The sequence below is a fragment of the Paenibacillus peoriae KCTC 3763 genome (assembly GCF_000236805.1).
Classification (GTDB): Bacteria; Bacillota; Bacilli; order Paenibacillales; family Paenibacillaceae; genus Paenibacillus; species Paenibacillus peoriae.
This window is the reverse complement of sequence record NZ_AGFX01000012.1, coordinates 33,974-58,109: the sequence shown is the minus strand read 5'-3', so window position 1 is coordinate 58,109 and position 24,136 is coordinate 33,974. Positions and strand designations below refer to the sequence as shown.

Here is a 24,136-nt window from a genome sequence, read left to right as displayed (position 1 = left end):
TTCCTCCCGTACGGCGGTAGCCCGTATCTTAGGCGGCACGTGCAGTCACCGTTGAAACAGGCTTGAGTCTGCCCAAGAAGGTATGTATAAGGTATCAGTTGGAAACAATGTAACAATACAAAATAAAAATCGCTCCTAGAGTAGTGGGCTTTCCTCTCCCATACTCAAGAGCGATTTTTTATTTGTTATTCTCATGCACAAATTGATTTTTGGAACTTATGCGACCTCTCTATGCGGCCACTTTTCTGGTCAGGCTTCGGGTTTATAGAAGGAGCTCACCAAGCTTTCTCCCAGACGAACCTCAATCAGCTCCAATGGTTTCTCCAGATCGGCACGGATCGTGTGATACGTATCTACCGGAATACGAAAGACTGTACCACTTATCGCCGTAAAGCGTTCTCCGTTTAGCATGACCTCCCCCAGGCCAGAAACGATCGTCCACACTTTTAGCCCACTGCCGTGACAATGGCCGTTCAAGCGATGATCTGGGAGTACCGTCAAACGTATGGTAAGAATATCGTTCAAACTTCGATGATCAAATGCGTCCAGCACCCGGTAGCTGCCCCAGGAGGTTTCACCATGCATAGGGCGCAGCTGAAGTGCCCCTAGCTGTTCCTTGATCGTGTGGGCATGGCTTTTGGCGGCAACGAGGATACCGTCTGGACTGGCAGCAGCAATAATATTCTCCACACCAATAACATGGAGCGGATAAGGCAGCTCATTGACAATATGCGTGCCATGAGCGGGACCGCTGATCTGTCCGCGCCCGATCACTCGGTTGGCGAGCTGGTTCGTTAATACCTGCCAGCTGCCAATGTCGCGCCATTCACCCTCGTAGGACAGGACGACGGCGCGTTCGGCACGTTCCGCAATCTCCTCGTCAAAGCTGCGAACAGGGAGTCCATCATACATCGAGCTTAATGCCTTATCGTTCAGGGGCAAATCACTACGCTCCATGCAGGCCAGCATGTACCGTAGCTTAAAGGCGTAAATGCCACAGTTCCAGAGCGCCCCTCGGCTTATAAGTTGTTGCGCCCCTATGCAATCCGGCTTTTCTGTGAAGCGGGCAACTGACGCATAGGAGGATTTCCCATTTCTTATCATTTGCTGGCCCGGAACGATATAGCCGTATTGGTCGGAGGGATGAGTGGGCCTTGTCCCAAGCATGGCCAGATCGGCTTCACTATCAAGCAACAGATCGGAGAGTGATGCTACACTGTGGAAGAAATTCTCTCCCGCAAACATATCCGCTGGAGCGATACAAACAATTTCGTCCAGCCCCACGCCTCTGGCGTGGAAATAAGCAGCTGCGAATGCAGCAGCGGTGAAAGTTCCTCGTTTGGCAGGCTCGCCGAGAACGGGCAGACGGCCTTCCGTATGGCGCAAGGCTAAATTTACCTGGCTCCGATGAGCCAGCAGCAGGGCAGAGGAATCCAGCCCGGCTGCAGTAAGCTGTCGGTACACCCGACTGAGCATGGATTCCATTTGCCCGTCAGGGGCAGGCAACAATCGGAGAAACAGCTTTGAGCGGATATCGTTGGACAATGGCCACAGCCGTTTTCCAGCACCACCGCATAACAATACGAGTTGCACAGACGCTCCCTCCTTCGATACAGCTCCATGTCGGAGCGTATCATTTTACGGAATTTTCTTGATGTCAAACGATTTTACTAATGATTTGAGCTTGGCTATTGGAGCTCGCTGATATACCTTGCGTTGATGGAAGGATAAAGAACGATGGTTTTTAGCAAAGGTATTTAATTGTGTTTGCGAGAGGGAAGAAGCCGGGCTATGAAGCGCTTTATTAAGGGACTTGCGTAAAATCATCCGGGCGGGCTGCTTGCTGTACAGATAGTTGGCATATGTCTCATATTCGGAGAAACCAAACTGCTTTTTCCGGTTTATGCTTTGGATAATCGCATGGTACCAGGGTTTTCCAAGGCGAGTTTCTATGACCTGCTTAAGCCGGGTAAGCTGTGCTTTCTCAAACAGCATATAGTGAGTCACGAAGGACTTGGGTGAAGGAGCTTTTACGCCCATCAGCTTGCGGTAGGTGCGGAAATACTCGGGCTGGCTCCAGCCCCGATAATAAAATATTGTTTTGCCATCCTTTCGAAACACATGGGGACGAATCAAAATCGTATCCGCATCAATGACGAGAAAGAACGGCGCTTTGCCAATTTTATCACCGTTCATTTTGAGCAGTTGCTGATACAGCCAGCCTGAGCGGTCCCAGCGTGCTGTACCGTAACGAATGTGTTTTTTAGTGATAGGCAGCACCGTCTTCTCATCTACAAATATACATTTCTTGCTTGCACATAGCTGGCGAATGCGATCGCTTTTCGGTGAAACGATATAAATCGTCCCGATTCGGTGCTGTACGTAACGGCGCAGACTGTCAATCACCAGAGGCAATGTGCCCATATCTTTATCAATTGCAGGAATCAGAACATCTATTGTAAGAGAACCCTTCTGTGACCCATCCGATTGCGCTGACAAAGTTATTCACTCCCTATACATGGAAATGTACGTGCCCGTATCTTACATTATCGTATGCCTGGACAGGCAATTTCGACCGGGCAAGGTCAATTGAATATTTCTAAGCAGGCGGGCTAATGCAGCTTTCGGATGGGGAGTTGGCATCATATGATGGATTGATCTTCATAACAGGAGCGTTCTGCCTTGAAAGAGAGAGGAGAAAGGGAAATGAAAACTTCACGAGCACATGCTATTCGCAGCAAGTGGCGTAAAACCCAAGTGCTGCTTCGGCATCAAGGCATCAAGCCTTTTATTCCGGAGACCCGAAAATATAACAAAGCCAGTTTGACGTCCATGCTGGAGAAGTACAAGATGGTCTATGTAAAACCCGATTTAGGTACATTCGGTAAAGGTGTAATGAGAGTAGAGCAGGATGGAAACCAACGTTTTGCCTATCAATACGGGGAAAAGCGCTGGGAGTTCAAAAACGTAGAGGCGCTGTATAAGGGTATGTCGAAGCAAGTGGGGGATCAAAGCTATCTCATTCAAAAGGGAGTTCATTTGCTGCGTCAACAGAAGCGTTATTCTGATATCCGGGTCATGGTGCAGCGCAATGCTAAAGGGATATGGGAAGCTACCGGAATCATTGGCCGGCTCGGTCATCCTCGTAAAATCGTAACCAATTATCATAACGGCGGCAAGCCGATGGCAGTGGAGGAGTTGCTGAAATCTCATTTATCCCCAAGCAAGCAGGTCGAACTGATTAAGAATCTGAACACGCTGGGCATTACCATAGCTACGCAACTGCAAAAAACATATCCGAATTTTCGGCAAATTGGGGTAGATATCGGATTGGATCGGAGCTTTACCCCATGGATTCTTGAGGTGAATACGAAGCCTGATCCGTATATTTTTAATCAGCTAAAAGATAAGTCGATGTATCGTAAAGTAATAAAATATTGGCGGTTGGCCAAGGAAAAAAGAAAAATGACAGTTCCGGCCAAAAATGAAAATAACGTTAAAGTTAAGATTACCAAAAAAGCAAAAAGTGCATAAGTCAAGAAATCAAAGGATGAATGCTTTATAGATTCATCCTTTTGATTTGTCCTATTAGACTGACCGGCAAAACCATGCCTTTTCGAAGTGTATGTAATGAAAAAAGTGAAGTTGGAAAAACTACGTAAAAACAATCAGAACCGAGGTCTTGGTATATGGAATTATGGGAAACGATGTTAAGATCAATTTCTGCATTTACCTTAATGATGCTTATAGCACGTATATTGGGCAAACCGACTATTGCGCAAATGACCTACCATGATTTTGTGGCTGCCATTACAATGGGGGCTATTACCTCGAATCTTGCCTTTAATAACACCATAAGTATAAGGATCTTGGTAACATCTTTGCTTACATTTACTGGGATTGCTTATTTGCTGATGTTTTTTTCCATGAAGAACCGGAAACTGCGAAATTGGTTTTCGGGCAGGCCAACCGTGTTAATTCAGGAAGGAAAAATTTTAGAGAGTAATATGAGAAAACTTAAGCTTACACTGGATACCCTGAATCAGGAGCTAAGAGGAAAAAATATTTTTAATATTCAGGATGTTCAGTATGCCGTACTTGAACTGAATGGAAGCATTTCCGTATTGCCAAAGCCGGAGAGTCAGCCTGCAACCAGAAAGGATTTACATTTGAACAATCAGTCTGAGCCGGCTTTTCCCATTGAATTGATTATGGACGGAGACATCATTGAAGCTAATTTGAAAGAGAATGACATAACAAGAGAGTGGCTGCACTCACAGATCAAAAAGAAGGGGCTTTCTATTGAAAATATCAATTATGCCGTAATCAGTTCTAATGGAAAAATATATTTTGATGAGTATAAGGATCAAATTGAGCATCCTGTTGATAAAGAATGATCATATTTGATTTTATTTACATTAAAGGTTTATAATAGATGTGTTCTCATAAGTAAAAATAGACATATAAAATGATTTTAAGGAGGAATCAGCTATGAAATCATTTAAGTATGCGTTGGAGAAAAAGGAACCCAGAACCGGACCGGGAGGTATCACACGTGGGGCTTCGGTGCATGATTTTCCTGTATCAGAAGGAATAGCAGGGGTTTCCATGCGTCTGGAGCCGGGCGGAATGCGTGAGCTTCACTGGCATGCGAATGCGGCTGAATGGGCCTACGTGATAAGCGGCTCCTGTCGGACAACTGTGATCCATCCGGACGGTTCTTCATATGTCGATATTTTCAATCCCGGTGATGTATGGTATTTTCCGCGTGGTTATGGTCATTCCATTCAAGGTCTTGATCCTGGAGAGTGTCATTTTATACTGATTTTTGATAATGGAGATTTTTCGGAGGACCACACGTTCAGTATAACTGATTTTCTAGCTCAGACGCCTGCGGAGGTTGTCATGCAGAATCTAGGGCTTGCAGCCGACGAACTGGTTCTTTTGCCAGATAAGGAAGCCTATTTTGTAAAAGGACCTGTACCTTCTAACGGATCTCATGATGCATATCCCCGCATTTCTTCCGATCTGATCACTAAACATCGATATCCTTTAATGGCCAAACAGCCTAGATTAGCAGCGGGTGGAGGGACACAGCGGACCGTTACCGTAGAAGATTTTCCGATTTCTTCGACGATGGCAGGATCTGTGATTGAGCTGGAACCAGGCGGATTACGAGAAATGCACTGGCATCCGAATGCGGACGAATGGCAATACTATTTGGACGGTAATGCAGAAATGACTGTATTTCTTGCTGAAGGGAATGCAGTGACAGAGCAGTTTGAAGCCGGAGATGTAGGGTATGTACCCATGGGAGCCGGGCATTATATCAAAAATATCGGATCAGAGGTTTGCCGCATTTTGATTGGTTTTAACAGTGGTCATTACGAAGCTATTGATCTGAGTGAGTGGCTAGCTGGAAATCCTGTTGATGTATTGGCAACGAATTTGAGTCTTCCTCGAGAAATAGCAAAAAAACTGCCTCATAAATCGGTCTTCATCGCTCCAAAATCTTAAATCATAGGACAGCTAAAATGCCCGCTTTTTGCTCTCATGTGTATGGGACAGCAGAAAGCGGGTTATTGGTTATGATTCCGTTTGAACAACTTGCAACCCTGTGCTATTCTTATACGAAAGTGAAGATTAACGTAGTAAAAATAATAGTTTTACTATGTTAATAAACATCAGATGATATGATCAATAGAAGGGGGAACAATCATGAACCGTGTCATTGAACTTAACAATGTAAGCTGGAAAAGAGACAATCGCACCATACTGGATCAGATCAACTGGCAGGTAGCCGAGGGGGAGCACTGGGCTGTACTTGGATTGAATGGATCGGGTAAAACAACGATGCTGAATATGATCAATGGTTACATATGGCCAACTACAGGCAGTGTTGGTGTGCTGGGGCATACGTTCGGGGACGTGGATCTGAGGGAGCTGCGCAAATCTATCGGCTGGGTCAGCTCTTCTTTACAGGAAAGAATCAATGGCAGTCAGCGCACTCAGGATGTTGTCATTAGCGGCAAGTTTGCCTCTATTGGACTGTATGACCAAACAACAGATACGGATTATGAGCAGGCTGTACACCTCATGACCCAACTAGGCTGTGCTCACCTCGTGGACCGTTTGTATCAAGGGTGCTCACAGGGTGAAAAGCAAAAAGTGCTTATTGCCCGCGCGCTAATGGCCTCGCCCAAGCTGCTGATTTTGGACGAGGCATGTAACGGTCTGGATTTCTTTTCCCGGGAATCGTTGCTAACCAGCATTCATCAGCTGTCCGAATCGCCAGGTTCGCCGAATTTATTGTATGTTACACATCATATCGAAGAAATTTTACCGATGTACACGCATACGATTTTGATCCGCAGGGGCACTGTTTTTGCGAAAGGTAAAACAACAGATATTCTAAGCAGTGAAACACTTAGTGCTTTTTTTGAAACATCTGTGCAAGTAGATTGGAGACAGGAACGTGCATGGCTCTCTATGGTATAGAGAGTCAATGCGGTTTATTCTTTTCCAATCCTGACTACAATGACATAGGAGAACCATTGTGGGGAGGTAAATGGGAATGTCAGAGCATCCATTACAATCTTTTGTAAAAACGGCGAAAGATCACTTAAAGGACATGGTGGACGTCAATACGGCCATTGGAGAACCGGTTACCATGTCTGACGGAACCATTATCATACCCGTTTGTAAAGTAAGCTATGGCTTTGCGGCAGGTGGAAGCGATTTGGACAGGCACAATCAGGAATCTGCATGGGTGATGCCGTCATTTGGCGGAGGTATGGGCGGAGGTGTGTCCGTAACACCTCTCGCAATTTTAATTATCGGCAAAATGGGCGTTCAAACGATCTACCTGGATAACTCTCCTACTGTATACGACAAGATTTTGGATATGGCGCCACATCTTTTGGATAAATTGCAAAGTCTTATCAAGCAATACCAAACAGGAGATGATAACAGTCAGTGAATCAGGTCTGACCCGTTTGTGTATGCAGAGGTTGCTAACGGGGTTATGCAGTCGTTTTGAATAGGCAAAGAATTGTTTTTCTTTACTACTAGATTTTTGGCCTCTATCTGGCTACAGCAGGGGGGCTGTTCATTGTGCGCCATGACATATCGTTCATCGGGAAGCAGCTGTCGGGCTTTAATATTATCACTTAGCAGCAGCAATAAATATTGCATGACAACAGATTGATGTTCTTCATTCAATAGCGGACACATCAATTCAATCCGCTTGTCCATATTTCTGGTCATCCAGTCCGCACTGGATAGCCACAATTGGGGCGTGCCAGCATTCTCAAAATAAAAAATTCGGGAATGTTCCAAAAATCGGCCGACAATGCTGCGTACGGTAATATTGTCGCTCAGTCCGGGAACTCCTGGACGCAAGCAGCAAATACCACGAACGATCAGATCAATTCGGACGCCTGCCTGGGATGCAGCGTATAGTTCGTCGACCAACTGTTTATTCGATAGCGAATTCATTTTGGCTATAATCCTTGCAGGTTTTCCGCTCAAGGCATTTTCCACTTCACGCTGAATGCAGCCCAACAATTGCTGTTTCAGATGAGCCGGAGCTACACTGAGGTAATGCCACTGACTTGGGGCGGAAAATCCCGTAATCTTGTTGAATAAATTGGAGACATCTTCGCCGATCTCCGGATAGGAAGAGAATAGTCCGATATCTGTAAATATTTGTGCCGATACTTCATTGTAATTTCCGGTGGCGACATGAATGTAACGTCTAAGAGAATCCGCTTCCTTACGTACAACCAAAATCATTTTGGCATGAATTTTCAATCCAGACAGGCCGTAGACAACATGGCATCCTGCTTTTTCCAATTCTTTTGCCCATTCGATATTTCGGGCTTCATCGAACCGTGCTTTCAATTCGACGACTACAGTGACCTGTTTTCCTGCTTCGGCAGCTCGATTCAAAGAACGGATAATCCGTGAATTGCCGTTTACGCGATACAAGGTCATTTTAATAGCCATAACGGATGGATCGGCAGCAGCATGTTCGACAAAATCGTTAACAACGTCAAACGATTCATACGGGTGAAATAAGAGAACATCTCTTTTTCGCAGCACTGAAAAAAAATCGTCCGTCTCCGTGAACTCCCACGGATATAGAGGATCAAATCTCGAATGCTTGAGGTGCTCATAACCCTCCACCGAATTGGCGAATGACATGAAGTAGCTCAAGTCAATGGGTCCATCATTCGTAATTAAGAATTGGCTTTCGATTTCCAGTTCTTTTTCAAGCAATTCCAGTGCAAATGGATCAAATCCCTTTTCTATTTCCAAACGAACCGGAGTACCCCATTTTCTTGCACGCAATACTTTTTCCACTTCATCAAGGATATCTTCGGCTTCTTCCTCGTTTAAATCAAGGTCTGCATTTCGAGTTAAACGGAATGTATGGAAAGTTACAGGCGTGTACGTAGTAAACAAAGTGTGTATATGCTGCTTAATCAAATCCTCGAGCAAAATAAACTGACAATGATCATGATCCGATAGAGACGGAACTTTAATATAGCGAGGCAGATTGGACGGAATTTCAACCAAAGCAATATAAACCTCCTTGCCTGATGCATCGGAAGGCGGCTTTAAACCGACGGCCAAATATACACTTTTCGAACGAATCAGAGGAAAAGGGCGGCTTTTATCGATAGCTAGAGGAGTTAGCACTGGAAATACCTTTTCAAGATAATAGGATTCCATTTCTTTCTTCTGCGCAGGATTAAGCTCGCCAAAATCAGTAAAAACAAGGCCTTCTTCCTTTAACAGTCGAAGAATCCGTGCATGGGTTGCATACTGATCTGCTACTAATTGCTCAATCATGACGATTACTTTATCTTGTAACTGTTGCGGAGTAAAGCCCGTGAAATCGACCTCTTGATTGCCCGCTCTAATTTTATCCATAAGTCCTGCGACCCTGACGCTGACAAACTCATCCAGATTGGTGGAAACAATCGATAAGAACTTTGTTCGCTCCAACAGAGGAGTATTTTCGTCTTGCGCTTCCTCAAGAACACGTCTGTTAAATTGAAGCCAGCTTATTTCACGATTAATATAGTTCACGGAGCACGCCTCCATCTGTCTATTCTTTTTTTCTAAATAATAAATACCGTATTTTTTGGAACAATTGCCATGTGGGGCTGAGGCGAATCGTGATCGTATCGGGAATATTCTCATTGTTTTTAGTCATGATTGTCTGCTTCCTCTCGTTATTAAAATGGGGAAAACCCGCTAAACGAAGTTAGCGAGTTATATGGTTTTTTTATTTATTCGTGAGAAGCTTTCGTCTGCATTGCATCCACGACCGGACCCGTTATTGACTCGGTTACTTTCGATGCAGATTGTGTCATGTTGCTGAGCAAACGGTTGTTAAGAAGCACATTGCCTGCTTGCATTCCGACGGTTTGGCCCACACTGTTCCCTAACAACCCACCAACAACGGACCCAAGGACTGTCCCTACTCCTGGCAGTAAAGAGGTTCCGAGGATAGCCCCATACTCAATACCGGCCATGACGCCGAGTGCTCCTGTCAAATTCCCCGAAGTATGAACCATATAGTCTTTGTTATCCATTTGTCCTTTCGTCAAGCTAATGGTATCCTGCAATTGGGTCATACCTCCAGAGATAAGACCTCCCCATAATGAACCGCCTTGAAGCATTCTGATCACTCCTTTGTTTGATTTTTTTATTCCACGATAGTAGTTCCCCATTATGCATTTTTTTAATTATTTTACATTTGCCAATTGTTACGGAAGCAAAACCTGTTCTGTATTTTTTTCTTCATTTTTTACTTCTTCTGTGGACCGTAGCTCTTTGGTGCCGTCTTTGACTTGATCCGCGAGCTCAAGCACAATACCTGCTCCTTTAACGGCAAGTCTGCGTGCGGCTTTTCGGGCTTCGGGGGACACAGCAAGTGCTATGGCCGCAGCAGCGAAAATAATACCAAGCGGTGATTTGACCACAATACCCTCTCCTTAAAAAGTCGTTAATAAAATAATTCCATTAAATGAAATTTTTATACCGGTTTACATACAGAAAACAAAATGCATATTTTGCTAACTATTGTTAATCATAAGTAAAGTTGATTTTTAATTATGGAAAAGGGAGGTTAGATATGGTATCACTGCGAAGCAAAAACAGGTTTCTTCATGTTCTACCAGGAAGGATACGGATGGAAATTTACGGCTTGAAGGGAAGCAAAGCTGCCGCAGAGCTTTTAGTCAAAAGCCTGTCCGCTTGTAGTGGAATTTACAGAGCGGAATCCTGTACAGTGACGGGCAGAGTGCTGCTCCTTTACGATGTAAAGCTTATTTCTGAGCAGCACATTTTCCATATACTCCGTGAAACAGAAGATCGGATCTGTTCGGCCAATCTAACAGCCCGCCCGGATATCCACAACGAGGTTACCGAGTCAAAGGAAGCGAAGCGAGAAGCTGCCGCTACTCAGGCTGAATTGGATATTCCTTGTGATTTGCCGATTATCTCAACGACGCCTAAGACCAATACGGGTGAGCCAAGGGGAAAAGTTCCGATTGCGTTGGCTATTTCCATGGGCGGTTTAGCCGTGCTTGGAATCAAGCAGGTCTTTTTCGGACGTTCAGTCCTGGCAAGAAGTCCGGCGCCGTTCTATTTATCGGCGCTCGTATCTGTTGTAACCGGCTACCCTTTTCTCAAACGAGGGATTCAGACCTATTCGGACAAGAAAAAAATAAATTCGGATCTCATTTTAGGTACAAGCGCTCTTGCTCTTGCACTTATGCGCGAAAATCTTGTAGTGCTTGCCGGACTCAGCATTTTGCAATATGTGAACTGGAGGCGAAGCCGTTCTGCATTAAATGGACAGCAAGAGGCTTCCTTGTCACCGGAAATTCAAGCATATAGCGATAAAGCAGGGAGATTAGGTTTAATTGCAGCCGGAATGACTTGGGCCATTACCCGGAATCCGTTTCGTGCAATCGCTGTGCTTCTAGCAGCAAATCCACGGGTAATAACTGTACCTGCCCAGTATGCCTGGAAACAGGCCGAGCTTGTTTCAGGAGAAAGAAAATACGTAGTTCCAGAAAAAGGATCATTATCTCAACTCGCTCGAACGAAAACGATTTTATTCGAAGATTCGTCACTCCTGTTTAATCGCCCAGAGATTGAAGAAATTCAATGCATGGCGGAGAAGGAACAAGATGCGGATAAAGTGATATGTTTGGCGGCTTCATTAATGGAGAAAACAGAACATCCATGGAAAGAAGAGGTGTTCAGCAAGGCGAAACGAACTTGCCGGACGATCCGCACTGCTTTCCATGTGGAAGAAGAGTCACAGGGTATAAAAGGAAAAGTCAATGATAGACAGATTATTATTGGCAGCTACAAATATATGGAGGAGCACGGTATTGATTGCAGTTCCTATGAGCTTAGATCAAAGAGGCTTGCAAGAAATGAGTACGATATCCTTTTGGTCGGAAGCCAAGGGAATGGCAAAGTCGAATGTCTTGGATTAATTGCCAGACATCGGCAATCAACGGTCAACAAATACGGCTCTGCCGCCTTTTCATTCAGTGAGAAAGGCTGGAGGCTTGGACTGTTGCGTAACAGTCTGCATATCAGTGCTGACAAGCTTTCGCAATACGGCATGGATACAAGCTGGTCCTCTTTTGAACAAGGTGAAGTGATTGAACGGGTCGCTGTGCTAAAGCAGCATGGCGAAGAGGTTTTATTTGTCTCAGGTCTGGAGCAAAATCCGCTCAATGAGTTCTATAAAGAAGCCGGAGTCCAGACGATTTCCATTCATGAGCTGCAACCTATTCAGGAAAGCGCGTTGTACGCCGAGAAAACAGAACAAATCGTAAACGAACATGCTTTAATTGCTAAAAAGTGGAATATTCTTGGATCTGCTTTTGCTACATTAGGTATGATCAGTGCCCCAGCGGTTAATTTGATCAGTGATGCTTTATCGCTTGTGTTTATATCCAGAACGAAAAACAGGAGTGAAGTCTTGCCAGCTCCACCGGAAATAGCGTATAAGGACGAGGCTGCGGTCGCTTCCGAAGCCTTTGCCTGGCATCAACTACCTAACGAACAGATTTACACGAAGTTTCAAACAAACCTGCAAAGCGGGTTGACGTCTGATCAGGTTCTTTCTATAAGAAACCAATATGGTTCAAATAAGCTTGAGAGTAAAAAACCTACTCCTTGGCTCATTGCATATTTGGGCCAATTCAAGGAATTCACAACTCTGATCCTCCTTGGCACAAGTGCACTCGCCTTTCTTACGGGTGGGGTATTCGATGGACTTGCAATGGGAGCAATCCTGCTCGCAAACGCCGCAATTGGCACGATTCAGGAACGCAAAGCGGAAAAAGTTGTGGACAAGCTGAATCAATTTCAACCCCCGGTATGTAAAGTCATCAGACAAGGCCAGCACGTGGAGCTAAGCGCTGTGGAATTGGTGCCCGGCGATATCGTTTCCCTGGAAGCAGGGGATCGCGTTCCAGCCGATATTCGGTTGATCAACTCATGGAATATGCGAGTCAACGAGTCGACTCTGACTGGGGAATCTGTTCCCGTCGAAAAGAATGAGTCATCTCTCTCAGAGGATTGTGCTTTATCTGAGCGAACCAACATGCTCTTCATGGGAACCGACGTGTGCGGTGGCAAGGGAATAGGTATTGTTGTACAAACCGGAATGAATACTGAGATGGGACATTTAATGTCGCTTTTAAAGCAGCATGAAAAAGAAGTAACCCCTTTACAGGAAAAAGTAACGTCAATTAGCAAAAAATTTGTGAAAGGCGCTCTCATCGTGGGCGGAATCGTATTCACAATCGGTATGCTTCGTGGCATCCCTTTTCCACAAATCATTTCGACTTCGATCACGCTGGCGGCTTCTGCCATCCCTGAAGGGCTTCCGGTTACCATCACTATTGCTCTCAGCGCAGGCATATTCCGTATGGCGAAGAAAAACGCGCTGATCCGAAAGCTTTCCTCATTGGAAACATTAGGAAGGACTACGGTTATTTGCACAGACAAGACAGGTACATTAACCAAAAATGAAATGACGGTAAAAGCGCTCTCTACCGCGGATCGCGCATGGACTGTAACAGGCGATGGCTACGAACCGACGGGAGCATTGGAGGAGCTGGCTCCCGAGGCTGCTGCTGCAGCTGCAGGACTCAAAAATGCAGGAAATTGCGAAAACCCCTCAACCCATCCTGATTTGACTCGCTTGCTGCAAATCTGCTTGCTATGCAATAACAGCAAGCTAGAGCAGCAGGCAGGACAGTGGCTGACCAAAGGGGATCCGACTGAGGGCGCGCTTTTGACGCTTGCAGCCAAAAACGGACTGTGGCTTAAGGATATGACCCACTGGCATCGTGGGCATGAAATTCCATTTGATTCTAAAACTGCGAAAATGAGCGTGGTTTGCAAGGATGTTCAGGCGGAGCAGGAATGCTATCTCTTTTCCAAAGGAGCCGTTGAGACGATTCTCCGCCATTGCAATCGATATCAAAAAAACGGGGAGATATTGCCTCTATCCGAAGAACAGAAGCAGCACATCGTACAGCAAAATGAAAAGTTTTCAGCCGCAGCACTTCGTGTGCTTGCTTTCGCATATCGACCTCTGGATGAGAGCGTCGACAACGAGTCCATTGATGACGAACATGAATTAATTTATGTCGGTTTGGCTGGCATGATGGACCCACCCAAACCCGAAGTAGAACAAAATATTCAGGAGGCTTTTACACTCGGGCTAAAACCTGTGATGATCACAGGCGACCACCCGATTACCGCCATTGCCATCGCGAAGCAACTCGGAATTAACAGTGATGCGCAGAGTGTTGTAACCGGACATGAGCTTGACCGTTTATCAGACGAAGAGTTGAACCAAATTGTGGAGCAAGTATCCATTTTTGCCCGGGTCACGCCTGAGCACAAGCTTCGCATTGTAACAGCGCTGCAAAACCGAGGACAAATCGTTGCCATGACTGGCGATGGCGTCAACGATACGCCTGCTATCAAACAAGCCAACGTTGGTATCGCAATGGGAAGAACAGGGACGGAAGTAACGAAGGAAACTGCGGACATGGTGCTAACGGAAGATCATTTCGGCACGATTCTGGAGGGAGTTAAAGAAGGCCGAACAATTATTGGAAATATTCGTAAGGCACTCGGCTGTTTATTAACCGGAAATCTGGCCGAGATCATCGTCACCAGCGTCGCCGTGATGGTCGGGTTGCCGATTCCTTTGGTTCCTATTCAAATTCTGCTAATGAATTTGTTGACCGATGCTTTGCCAGCAATGGTTCTTGCTGTAAATCCAGGCCAGAAAACAAAGCAGCAGAAACGAACGGATTTCATCGATAAAGACCTGTACCGAAAAGTGATTACAAGAGGGGCTTTGCTGGGATTGGGATCACTCGGCCTATTTGCCGCAAGCCTTGCAGTTGGTGCTCCGATGCCTGTGGCTCAAAGCGTTGCTTTTGCAACATTAGTCGCGGGGCAATTGATGCAAACCTTTTCGTGGCGACAGGAAGGCTCTGAAGAAACAGTGCGCGATTGGGCAAAAGATCGCTTTCTGATCGGGGCTCTCTGCGTTTCCTGGCTGGCTCTACTAGGAGCCTTATATATCCCGCCATTGGCCGGGTTTTTCCACACCGCCCATCTGCCGCTGAAATATTGGATTCCTATCCTTGGCGTAGCCGGATCGGTATCTCTTTTGTCCAAGCCGATTTTGGCTTTGATTTCAAAGAAGCAGACAAGTGAGGATGGCTCTGCAAACCACATCTACGCTGCGGCTTAATCAGCCGCAGTAATACTTAATTCAGGATTTTTGCAAAATCCTCAATTACAAGGAGGATCACGATGGTGCAAAATAGCTTTGAAAAAATGGTTATTGGGACTGCGCTCGCCTTTGCGGCTTCCGCTTTGCTTCCCATTGCTAAAACTACTTTCCGCCCTCTTGCCGAAGCTGGCATGCAAGGCGGAGCCTACTTAATCAATCAAGGCAAATCTTACATTCAATTAGCGCGGCAAGAAGTGGAAGATATCATTGCCGAAGCCCAATTTGAAAGAATGAAAAAACAGCTCGACCAAGAAATCTCATTGCTTGACGATACCCAAAAGTGAGGAGAACGGATAGATGAACGAACAAAATATAGATAATCATTTACGCGAAGCCTTAACGCACCTGGAATCGGCCTTAAACCAAAGCGTAAGATGCGTGCTTGAAAACGATAGCACGAAAAAAGAAATCGGTTTAAAGTGGGAACGATTTCTTGGGGAATTTATGGGACAAATCCGGGAAAAGGGAAAGAAATCAAGATTAAATCTGCTGGGCTGGATCAGTTTTCCACGAATACGCTAATGGATTGTATGCAGCCTGGAGCTGACAGCAGGCTGCATACTGCATACTGGATTCTCTACACGATAGAGAGTCTTTTTTTCTGGCTATCCCGCTACGATCATAATGAGAATAGGCAAAATCAGGAATGAGGCAATCGTACTCCACAGGATGCAGGTGGATACCAGTTTGGGCGATGCATTAAATTTTTCTGCTAAGATGACAGCATTCACGGCAACCGGCATGGAGGCCAGAATAAAGAGCACGGAGAACAAAAGGTCTGATATCCCCAGTATCAGCATGGCAAGATAGGCCGTAAGCGGAGAGAGCAGAAGCCGGATAATGAGTCCTGCGTAGCTGGCTTTTTTAATAGACGGCTCCAACTTGGATATTTTCACATAAGCCATCTGGGTGCCAAGGATCGCCAGCACGACCGGAGAATAGGCCGCAGCAATCATCGAGACGCCCGATTGAACGCCGGAGGGCAAATGCCAATCCAGCAACCGAAGCCCCAGGGCAAGTATAGCTGCATAGATCGCAGGCAGTGAGAATACCGACTTGACTGCACTTTGAACGGAAAATTCAGAGCGGGCTGCAAAATAAACTCCAAGGGTATTGACCAAAATCATCTGAATGACCACATACACAGAGGCTTTATCCAATCCAAGCTGCCCAAAGGCAAGTAAAATGAGTGGCAACCCATAATTCGCACTATTGGTCAGCGTGGAGATCAAGGTAAGTCCAGCCGTTTCCGGGGCGCTTAATCTAAAGATTTTCCCTGCCAATTGAGCGATTCCCCATAACAGCAGCAGATTCAATATCGAAAAGGCAGCAGTCTGCGCCACATCATGCAGGGAAAGCTGTGCCTTGAGCAGCGTGTCCAGAATCATCGCAGGACTTAAAAAGTATAAGTATAACGTCGAGAGTGGTTTGGTTTCGAGCTTCATGAATTTGCCGAGCAAAAACCCGGAAATCACTGGTATGGACAGTGGAACGATAACGGATAATAGCGTTGAAAGTACGATTTGAATCATGAAAATCCCCATCCTTTTTCTGTAATGACATTTTCATTATAAGATGTAGCTTTCGAGCCCGTCCAAGATGTAAATTCGATCATGCTTATAGGTATATACTATGAATCTTGAGGCAGTTATTCTAAGTGTCACAGAGTAGAATATTGACTTCATAATCAAGGAACGTTATACTCCATTTATTAAATGAGTTATAAAAAGTATTAATTAAAGGGGTGAAAACATGCAGCCTGTTACACACAATACGATTCAACTCAAAAAAATGAACGTAGAACTGGTAAAAAACGTGTTAAAAGCGCAGGGGATCGGAACCAAAGCGTCGATTGCCAACCTGACCAAGCTGAGCGTAGCCACATGCGGTACCATATTAAACGAACTTGCCGCTGTCGGCGAAGTGATCGAGATGGAATCAGATGGAGCAAGCGGCGGCAGACCTGCCAAACTGTATAAGTATAACGCCGACTTTGGCTGCGTCGTTTGTTTGCTTGTCAAGACGGAAGGAGGGATTCACTCCATCAGTTACAGTATCGTGAATCTGGTCGGCGAGACTGTCAAAGAGACCACAATAGAACTACAACATATCGATGTCGATGCGATTGATGGGCTGATCGAGAAACTTGTTGGCGAAAACGGTAATGTACAAGCAATCGGCATTGGAATACCCGGCGTCGTCCATCGTGGAGTCGTTGGCGTTTGCGATGTTCCAGACCTTGAAGGCAAACCGCTAGGGCCTTATTTTGAAGAGAAATACGAAGTGTCAGTCACCATTGAAAACGACATGAATATGACGGTTTATGGTTTTTATCATTTACAAAACTTCGAAGAAGAAAAGACGTTTGCCGTCGTTACGTTTCCCAAAAACCATTTTCCCGGTGCCGGTTTTATCGTTGACGGGCGCATATTATCCGGTAACACGAAATTTGGTGGTGAGGTTTCCTTTTTGCCCTTTGGAATAACACGCGAGGAGCAGCTGCGGCAACTGCATACCGATGAAGGCTTTATCCGGTTGGCTGTAAATACGCTAACCTCGATCATTGCCATTATTAATCCGGTAACTATTGCGATTACAGGTGAGCTTCCCCGTGAAAATCAGCTAGATGAACTTTATATGGGCTGTATAAAAGATATTCCAGAAGAGCATATGCCTCAGCTTTTCATTCAAAACGATACGTACCGAGAATACATGAAAGGCATGGTGACGGCAACCTTGGAGAGCTTAACCTACCGACTGCAAGTCATTGAAAAAAGATAATGAATGAGGAGAAGGAAAAGAGTGCAGAAGCATACAGGCAAATTCAACAAGATATATGCCATGCAATTGGCTACCATATTTTTAGGCTTCATCATTTTCGGATTTTCGGAAAACATTAAAGGACCGGCTATTCCACGCATACAATTTGATTTTATGCTGAATGAATCACAGCTCGGCACCTTATTGTCCCTGAACGCCCTTGGCTATTTGATTGCTTGCTCGTTTACGGCATATTTAACCAGAAAATGGGGAATTAAGCTGGTAACGATTATAGCACTCGCGGCAATGGCTGTCTCAGGTATATTCATTTTCTTCTCGCGTTACTATCCTATGTTTTCAGCTTCTTACTTCCTGATGTACATCGGAAATGGAATGCTGGAGATCGGATTGGCCATTCTTGGTGCGCGTATCTTTGTAAAAAACACGGGAACGATGATGAATTTGACCCATGGTTTTTACGGTCTTAGCTCGACGGTTGCTCCGCTGATCGCGACAGGTCTGATGCAAGTTACGGTCAATGGTTATACGCTGGACTGGCGCGGGATGTATCTAGTTATGCTTTTATTGTCGATATTGCCGATCATTTTTGCGTTGTTCAGCACTTTTCCGGGAGATGATATTCAGCATGAGGAACGTATTCCTTTAAAAGTTTTGCTGATGGACCCTGTTTTATGGTATATGGTTCTCATTCTTTCTTTTGGTGTCGTATCGGAACTGGCGGTCGGTGGATGGCTTGTTAACTTTCTAGAAAAGGCTTACAACTGGGACACGGTTATGGCTTCAGGAATACTGTCTGCCTTTTTCTTATGCTTTGCGCTTGCACGACTTTTGCTAGGCCCGTTAACCGATAAAATCGGGTTTACATTATCACTGATTATATTTTCGGGATTTTCAGCCGTATGCACGTTTGCTGCAATTTTGGGCGGAGAACGCTTAGTCTTCCTATTTGCTGCCGCTGGTGTAGGTATTGCAATGATCTATCCGACAGTTATGGCTTTTATAGCCAGAAGATACCCGAAGGAAAGCGACACGGCTATTACAATTACAGTTACACTTATGGGATTAGGCAGTGTTATCGGTAATTATCTAATTGGGGGAGTCATTGAAATCGTTAAGAGGTATTTCGGTGAAGATTCACAAGTAGGACTGCTTTACGGGCTTCAGGCTGGATATGGAGTTATAGGTTTATGTGCAGCGTTGTGCGCGGTTACCGGTCTTATGTTATTTATTTATTTGTCCAAGCGGCAAGAAATCATTTAGACAAGACTTTTTTACGAAAGGAATAATTCATATGCTAACAAAAACCGAAAAAGAAAAGATGTTAAGTGGTGAACTTTATTATGGGTCTGATCCAGAACTGTTGAAGGAACGCTTAAACGCCCGGAGATTGACACGATTGTTCAATCAGTCACTTGAAACAGATGATGAACAAAGAATAGAGCTTCTAACGGAGCTGTTCGGATCAACGGGCAAGAATCTTCATATTGAGCCGTCGTTTCACTGTGATTATGGCTATAATATTCACATCGGTGAGAACTTCTATGCGAATTTCGATTGCGTGTTTCTTGACGTGTGTGAAATTCGTATAGGCGACAACTGTTTTCTGGCTCCGGGCGTACATATCTATACTGCAGCTCACCCCTTGGAGGCTCAGGAAAGAAATACCGGAGCGGAATTTGGGAAGCCGGTTACGATCGGTCATAGCGTATGGATCGGTGGACGGTCAGTTATCAACCCGGGTGTAAAAATAGGCAATAATGTGGTTATTGCTTCTGGAGCGGTTGTTACCAAGGATGTCCCTGATAATGTGGTTGTAGGCGGCAGCCCAGCTAGGATTATCAAGCAAATTGACAATGGGTAGACAAAAGAGGGACGAGTCAAAAAACAGCGGCGTACCAAGACTTTATTTTTCAAGTCCTGGTACGCCGCTGTTGACGATATTTCTTTCCTTAAAGCCCTGAATATCAGGCAGTTGAACCTAATACTTTATTTTTCGAGAAGGCTGTGGTCCGGCACTCGTCAGAGCAATAGTGCTGATGCTGCTCTTCGCAGTCTGGACATACGATATGCTGGAGATTGCACACTGGGCAGTTGATATAATGATCGTTTGGCGTTTCGCAATGGAAGCACTTGCCGACAACAACGTCTTCATCAGTATGGTTGATTGGAATCGAAATCCGTTCGTCAAACACATAGCATTTGCCGTCAAACAAACGTCCCTGTACTTCCGGGTCCTTGCTGTAAGTCACAATGCCGCCATCCAGCTGGGCTACATCGTGAAAGCCTTCTTTGATCAGAAGACCGGACAGCTTTTCGCAACGAATACCACCGGTGCAATACGTCAGGACTTTCTTATCCTTAAACTGATTCATATTATCACGAATCCACTGCGGAAATTCACGGAATGATTCAACTTCCGGGCGAATAGCTCCGCGGAAATGACCGATGTCATATTCATAGTCGTTACGACCATCCAGTACAACTACATCCTCACCTTGAAGCTGCTCATAAAACTCCTGTGGTGACAAACGCTTGCCGCTAATTTCATTAGGGTCGAGCTCATCCTCATGGCGCAGCGTAACAAGCTCCTGACGATGACGTACAAATATTTTCTTGAACGCATGACCGTCAGATTCATCTATTTTAAAAACGATATCGTGGAATTTCGGATTGGTGCGCAAATCACGCATATACTGCTCCGTTTGCTCTACCGTACCAGACAATGTTCCGTTAATACCTTCCCCGGCAATCAAGATTCTTCCCTTGACGCCCAGTTCCTTGCAGTAAGCCAGATGCTCTGCCGTAAAGGTAGCAGGATCTTCAATATTTACATATTTGTAAAACAACAAAATTCGATAAGCATGTTCACACATGTAAAATCACCCTCTGATTCAAGTCAAAGTTTTTTAACAAGCAATTTTAAATGTACCACATTCTTTAAGTTAGTCAACATGAATGTATAAAAAGTGGAAATGTAAAAGATGACAAGCGACAAAAGTAAGGGGTTACATTATAATGGAGTCGTAGTGATAGGTGAATATCGGCAGCTGAATGAGTTCAATGAGACAGAGTTTTATGAGATAGATTCTATGAGATGAAAGGATGAATGGGAGATGCAACATCATTTGGTAGCGCATACACCGCCTATGGGGTGGAATAGCTGGGATTGCTACGGTGCGGCGGTACGGGAAGAGGAAGTACGAGGGAACGCTCAATATATGGCAGAGCATCTGAAGAAATATGGTTGGGAATATGTCGTAGTGGATATTCAGTGGTATGAGTCGGGAGCTGTATCTTCGCAGTATCGCCCGTTCGTTCCGCTGGAAATGGATTCGTTCTCACGCCTTATTCCTGCGGTCAATCGTTTTCCATCAGCAGCAGATGGACGCGGCTTTCAGGCTCTGGCGGAATATGTACACAGTCTGGGCTTGAAGTTTGGCATACATATGATGAGAGGAATTCCCCGACAAGCGGTGCATCAGGATACACCGATCCTGGGAACTACGGCAACGGCCAGACAGATTGCGCATACCAACTCTATTTGTCCCTGGAATACAGATATGTATGGGGTGGATGCGTCCAAGGAGGGTGCACAGGAGTACTATAACTCATTGTTTGACCTGTATGCGGAATGGGGAGTCGATTTTGTCAAAGTCGATGACATTGCTGCGTCCCGTCTCTACGGTATTCATTTGGCAGAGATTGAATTGATCAGGCAGGCTATTGCTGGGTACGGACTTCCGATGGTATTGAGTCTGTCTCCTGGTCCTGCACCGCTGGAGCATGCATCAGAGCTCATTGCAAACGCTAATATGTGGCGCATGACTGACGATTTTTGGGATGTGTGGCCTTTATTGCATGGTATGTTTGAGCGCTGTGAGAAATGGGCAGAACATGTGGGCCCGGGTCACTGGCCGGATTGCGACATGTTGCCGTTGGGTCATCTGGGTATTCGTTCGGTAGATTCGGTAGAGTCCGGCAGCCATGATCGATGGACACGCTTTACAAAAGATGAGCAGCTGACCATGATGACCTTGTGGAGCATTTTCCGTTCTCCGCTGATGTTTGGGGGGGAAATGCGGGATAATGATGCATGGACACTTTCTTTGCTGACTAATGAAGAAGTACTGGATGCTCATCGCAACGGTGAGTGCGCGCGGCAGGTTTATAGAAAAGATGGTCATATCGTCTGGACTTCGCATAACGAGGAAGGTCATGTATATGCTGCTTTGTTTAATGCCGGAGATGAAGTTTCGAAGGTCCGTGTATCGTTAAAAGACCTTGGTATTGAAGGGCAGGCAAGTGCCAGAGACTTGTGGAATCATGTGGATTTAGGCACGTTGGATCAAGAATTGTCCGCAGATATACCACCTCATGGAGCCGCACTGTTTATTTTAAAATAGTATGCTGTAACGAAGGACATAATCAGTATTTTAATTAAATCATTCTATTTTAATTAAATCATTCTATCGTAATGGATGGCTTTTACGATAGGGTGATTTTTTGTTGTGGAGAGTAGCTGCATTTTCATTTCAGGGTATTTTAAAAGATTCGACATCGTTCTTGGGAATTCGACATTTGGAACGTGTTAATTTTAGTAAGTACCTATTTTCTATAAAATCTAATTCATTGCTTTACAAAATAAAAACAACCAGCGCGAGTAGATTCGCGAAAGGGGTCAAATGATGAAATTAAAACTAAGCCACAAAAATGAACTGGACGAGCCTTGGCCCACTAAACAACAAATACTATGCATCGGGGGAGCAAATTTAGACCGGAAAATTAAGGTTAAAGGTGCATTTCAGCTTCACACCTCCAATCCGAGCAATACCAGGCGGCAATCCTGCGGTGGAGTGGCTCGCAATGTAGCCGAAAATTTGGGGAGGCTCAGCCAGCAGGTTAGTCTGCTAACCGCAGTTGGCGATGATGCGGAGGGTGAATTTATAGTCGAGCAGTCCAGGCTTTACATGAATGTGGTTCCTCTACAGGTCAAGGGAGAACCGTCAACCGGGGTTTACACTGCTTTGCTGGACGAGCATGGAGAGCTGATTGTTGCGACAGCAGAGATGGACATTTATGACCAGATTCGTCCTTCAGCGATCCTGGAGAATATCCCCTTAATCACCTCCTCTCGACTGGTGCTATTGGATACTAATTTCTCTATGAACATCATTTCTTCCATTATACCGTTATGCCATGAGCATCAGATCCCGCTTGTCGTTGCTTCAGTATCAGCCTCCAAAATGAGAAGACTTCCTCGAAATTTGAAAGGGGTGAGTTGGCTGGTATGTAACCGGATGGAAGCTGAAGCCTATTTGGGAATGCAATTTACGGATGATCAGCAGCTACTGGACGCAGCCCGAATTTTTCATCAACTCGGAGTTCAAAATGTAATTCTGTTCCGGGGAGTGGACAGTGTTGTATTCACCTCTCAGGATGGAACTCATGGACAGATTTCCATACAACACATTCCGGAAGTTATCGATGTTACGGGTGCAGAAGATGCCTTTATTGCCGGAATGATATATAGTATTATCCAAGGATACCCAATGGAGCAGGTGTGCCAATTTGGAATCAGCTGTGCCGCCTTAACTCTTCAAACGGATCGGACAGTTTCAGAGACCCTCTCTTTGAATAAGCTTCATTCCATGTCTAAGCAGTTATACGGCATACATTCGCAAAAATTTGTGTTTTTTAAGGGCATGTATTTTAAGGAGAAAGATACATAAATAAAGAAGAGAAGCCAGCCTAATTTTTGTTGCTGAAACTGTAAAAGGAGCAGGTCGCTTGATGAACAATATGAAATACGCCCTCGTTTTTCTGCCGCTGTTCCTCCTGTATTTGTTTTTAAAGGGAGGTTCTTTCGTGGCAGGTTTGTTTTATCGAATGATGTACCCCATGCTGCGCCTGCATCGGAGGCTGGATGACGAGCTTCTTGCTGTGCGGCACGCCAAACGCATTATCGTGTTCGGTTCGCCAGGAAGCGGCAAAACCTTCTTGGCCAAACGTCTTGCCAAACGGAATCATTTGCCGCACATCTCGCTGGATGATTTGTATTGGGGACCGGAGTGGCAGCGGAGCACGGACAAACAATTTCTCAAACAGCTGAAAGAAGTGCTCGAAAAGGAAGAATGGATCATTGAAGGGAATTATCATGATTATTATTTTACCGAGCGACTTCAGCGCGCTGACACGATCATTGTAATGGATGTTAGTACGATGGAGGCGATAACAGGAGTGATTACACGATCGCTTAATCGCTTTCTTTTCTCTAAGGAGCTGCCCAAAGAAATAGAGCAGGAAGCGGTCCGTATTTGGGACATTTCGCCTCGGTTTGTCCGCTTTGTTTTGGGATTCCGCAGACGTGTACGACCTAAAATTTGGCCGTCCATTATGCAATATGGCAGTCAACGCAGTTTGATTATTTTGAAATCCAAATATCGTTCATCTCTCTGGATGCAACAAGGAGACGATTCACATTAAAGAAGC

General features: G+C 45.2%; 21 protein-coding genes. 14 read left to right on the top strand and 7 right to left on the bottom strand.

The annotated features are described in order from the left end of the window. Positions 1–249: 249 nt before the first annotated feature. The gene (locus KQI_RS0106950; RefSeq protein WP_010346030.1) at positions 250–1,593 is read right to left on the bottom strand and encodes a sugar phosphate nucleotidyltransferase; all 1,344 of its coding nucleotides are present in this window, start codon (positions 1,591–1,593) and stop codon (positions 250–252) included. 45 nt (positions 1,594–1,638) lie between these two features. Further along, positions 1,639–2,499, bottom strand: a complete 861-nt coding sequence (locus KQI_RS0106945; RefSeq protein ID WP_010346029.1) for a DUF6492 family protein — start codon at positions 2,497–2,499, stop codon at positions 1,639–1,641. A 207-nt stretch (positions 2,500–2,706) separates the two neighbouring features. Between KQI_RS0106945 and KQI_RS0106940 the strand changes: the two genes are divergently transcribed. From KQI_RS0106940 to ytfJ, 5 genes are all read left to right on the top strand, one after another. Beyond that, on the top strand, positions 2,707–3,534 hold the full coding sequence (locus KQI_RS0106940) for a YheC/YheD family protein (protein WP_010346028.1): 828 nt from the start codon (positions 2,707–2,709) through the stop codon (positions 3,532–3,534). 155 nt (positions 3,535–3,689) lie between these two features. Then, positions 3,690–4,397: a DUF421 domain-containing protein gene (locus KQI_RS0106935; protein WP_010346027.1), complete on the top strand. Its 708-nt coding sequence runs from the start codon at positions 3,690–3,692 to the stop codon at positions 4,395–4,397. A gap of 94 nt (positions 4,398–4,491) precedes the next feature. Continuing rightward, on the top strand, positions 4,492–5,517 hold the full coding sequence (locus KQI_RS0106930) for a cupin domain-containing protein (protein ID WP_010346024.1): 1,026 nt from the start codon (positions 4,492–4,494) through the stop codon (positions 5,515–5,517). Positions 5,518–5,718: 201 nt separating this feature from the next. Then, positions 5,719–6,498 carry an ABC transporter ATP-binding protein gene (locus KQI_RS0106925; protein ID WP_010346023.1) on the top strand — a complete coding sequence of 260 codons (780 nt, stop codon included), beginning with the start codon at positions 5,719–5,721 and terminating at the stop codon, positions 6,496–6,498. A gap of 76 nt (positions 6,499–6,574) precedes the next feature. Further along, positions 6,575–6,979 carry a GerW family sporulation protein gene (gene ytfJ / locus KQI_RS0106920; protein WP_010346021.1) on the top strand — a complete coding sequence of 135 codons (405 nt, stop codon included), beginning with the start codon at positions 6,575–6,577 and terminating at the stop codon, positions 6,977–6,979. Here the strand turns inward: ytfJ and ppk1 are convergent. The 3 genes from ppk1 to KQI_RS0106905 all read right to left on the bottom strand — a co-directional run bounded on the left by ppk1 (position 6,973) and on the right by KQI_RS0106905 (position 9,995). Then, on the bottom strand, positions 6,973–9,111 hold the full coding sequence (gene ppk1 / locus KQI_RS0106915; protein WP_039774293.1) for a polyphosphate kinase 1: 2,139 nt from the start codon (positions 9,109–9,111) through the stop codon (positions 6,973–6,975). The two genes, ytfJ and ppk1, sit on opposite strands and share 7 nt — an antisense overlap. A gap of 188 nt (positions 9,112–9,299) precedes the next feature. Next, positions 9,300–9,692: a hypothetical protein gene (locus KQI_RS0106910; protein WP_010346018.1), complete on the bottom strand. Its 393-nt coding sequence runs from the start codon at positions 9,690–9,692 to the stop codon at positions 9,300–9,302. A gap of 87 nt (positions 9,693–9,779) precedes the next feature. After that, a complete protein-coding gene (locus KQI_RS0106905) occupies positions 9,780–9,995 on the bottom strand; it encodes a hypothetical protein (RefSeq protein ID WP_010346017.1) in 216 nt (71 codons plus the stop codon). Positions 9,996–10,147: 152 nt separating this feature from the next. Between KQI_RS0106905 and KQI_RS0106900 the strand changes: the two genes are divergently transcribed. The 3 genes from KQI_RS0106900 to KQI_RS0106890 all read left to right on the top strand — a co-directional run bounded on the left by KQI_RS0106900 (position 10,148) and on the right by KQI_RS0106890 (position 15,388). Then, positions 10,148–14,824, top strand: coding sequence for a cation-translocating P-type ATPase (locus KQI_RS0106900; RefSeq protein ID WP_029390055.1), 4,677 nt, complete (start codon positions 10,148–10,150; stop codon positions 14,822–14,824). A 62-nt stretch (positions 14,825–14,886) separates the two neighbouring features. Continuing rightward, the gene (locus KQI_RS0106895) at positions 14,887–15,150 is read left to right on the top strand and encodes a hypothetical protein (protein WP_010346015.1); all 264 of its coding nucleotides are present in this window, start codon (positions 14,887–14,889) and stop codon (positions 15,148–15,150) included. 13 nt (positions 15,151–15,163) lie between these two features. Further along, entirely contained in the window at positions 15,164–15,388 is a 225-nt protein-coding gene (locus tag KQI_RS0106890) for a hypothetical protein (RefSeq protein ID WP_010346014.1), read from the top strand. Positions 15,389–15,471: 83 nt separating this feature from the next. On the opposite strand, the gene KQI_RS0106885 is transcribed toward KQI_RS0106890, so the two are convergent. Next, positions 15,472–16,398 (bottom strand): AEC family transporter, encoded by a 927-nt coding sequence (locus KQI_RS0106885; RefSeq protein WP_010346013.1) that lies wholly within the window; start codon positions 16,396–16,398, stop codon positions 15,472–15,474. 220 nt (positions 16,399–16,618) lie between these two features. Here KQI_RS0106885 and KQI_RS0106880 point away from each other — a divergent pair, with 220 nt between their 5' ends. The 3 genes from KQI_RS0106880 to KQI_RS0106870 are packed head-to-tail and all read left to right on the top strand — an operon-like array spanning position 16,619 to position 19,508. Next, positions 16,619–17,647, top strand: a complete 1,029-nt coding sequence (locus KQI_RS0106880) for an ROK family protein (protein WP_010346012.1) — start codon at positions 16,619–16,621, stop codon at positions 17,645–17,647. Between the two features lie 60 nt (positions 17,648–17,707). Continuing rightward, on the top strand, positions 17,708–18,907 hold the full coding sequence (locus tag KQI_RS0106875) for an MFS transporter (RefSeq protein WP_241763875.1): 1,200 nt from the start codon (positions 17,708–17,710) through the stop codon (positions 18,905–18,907). A 31-nt stretch (positions 18,908–18,938) separates the two neighbouring features. Next, on the top strand, positions 18,939–19,508 hold the full coding sequence (locus KQI_RS0106870) for a sugar O-acetyltransferase (protein ID WP_010346009.1): 570 nt from the start codon (positions 18,939–18,941) through the stop codon (positions 19,506–19,508). Between the two features lie 103 nt (positions 19,509–19,611). Here KQI_RS0106870 and trhO read toward each other — a convergent pair whose 3' ends face one another. Next, a complete protein-coding gene (gene trhO, locus KQI_RS0106865) occupies positions 19,612–20,520 on the bottom strand; it encodes an oxygen-dependent tRNA uridine(34) hydroxylase TrhO (RefSeq protein ID WP_010346008.1) in 909 nt (302 codons plus the stop codon). Positions 20,521–20,760: 240 nt separating this feature from the next. Here trhO and KQI_RS0106860 point away from each other — a divergent pair, with 240 nt between their 5' ends. The 3 genes from KQI_RS0106860 to KQI_RS0106850 all read left to right on the top strand — a co-directional run bounded on the left by KQI_RS0106860 (position 20,761) and on the right by KQI_RS0106850 (position 24,130). Beyond that, positions 20,761–22,050, top strand: a complete 1,290-nt coding sequence (locus tag KQI_RS0106860; protein ID WP_010346007.1) for a glycoside hydrolase family 27 protein — start codon at positions 20,761–20,763, stop codon at positions 22,048–22,050. Positions 22,051–22,332: 282 nt separating this feature from the next. After that, positions 22,333–23,376 carry a carbohydrate kinase family protein gene (locus KQI_RS0106855; protein ID WP_010346006.1) on the top strand — a complete coding sequence of 348 codons (1,044 nt, stop codon included), beginning with the start codon at positions 22,333–22,335 and terminating at the stop codon, positions 23,374–23,376. Positions 23,377–23,437: 61 nt separating this feature from the next. After that, positions 23,438–24,130, top strand: coding sequence for a P-loop NTPase family protein (locus tag KQI_RS0106850; protein ID WP_010346005.1), 693 nt, complete (start codon positions 23,438–23,440; stop codon positions 24,128–24,130). Positions 24,131–24,136: the final 6 nt, after the last annotated feature.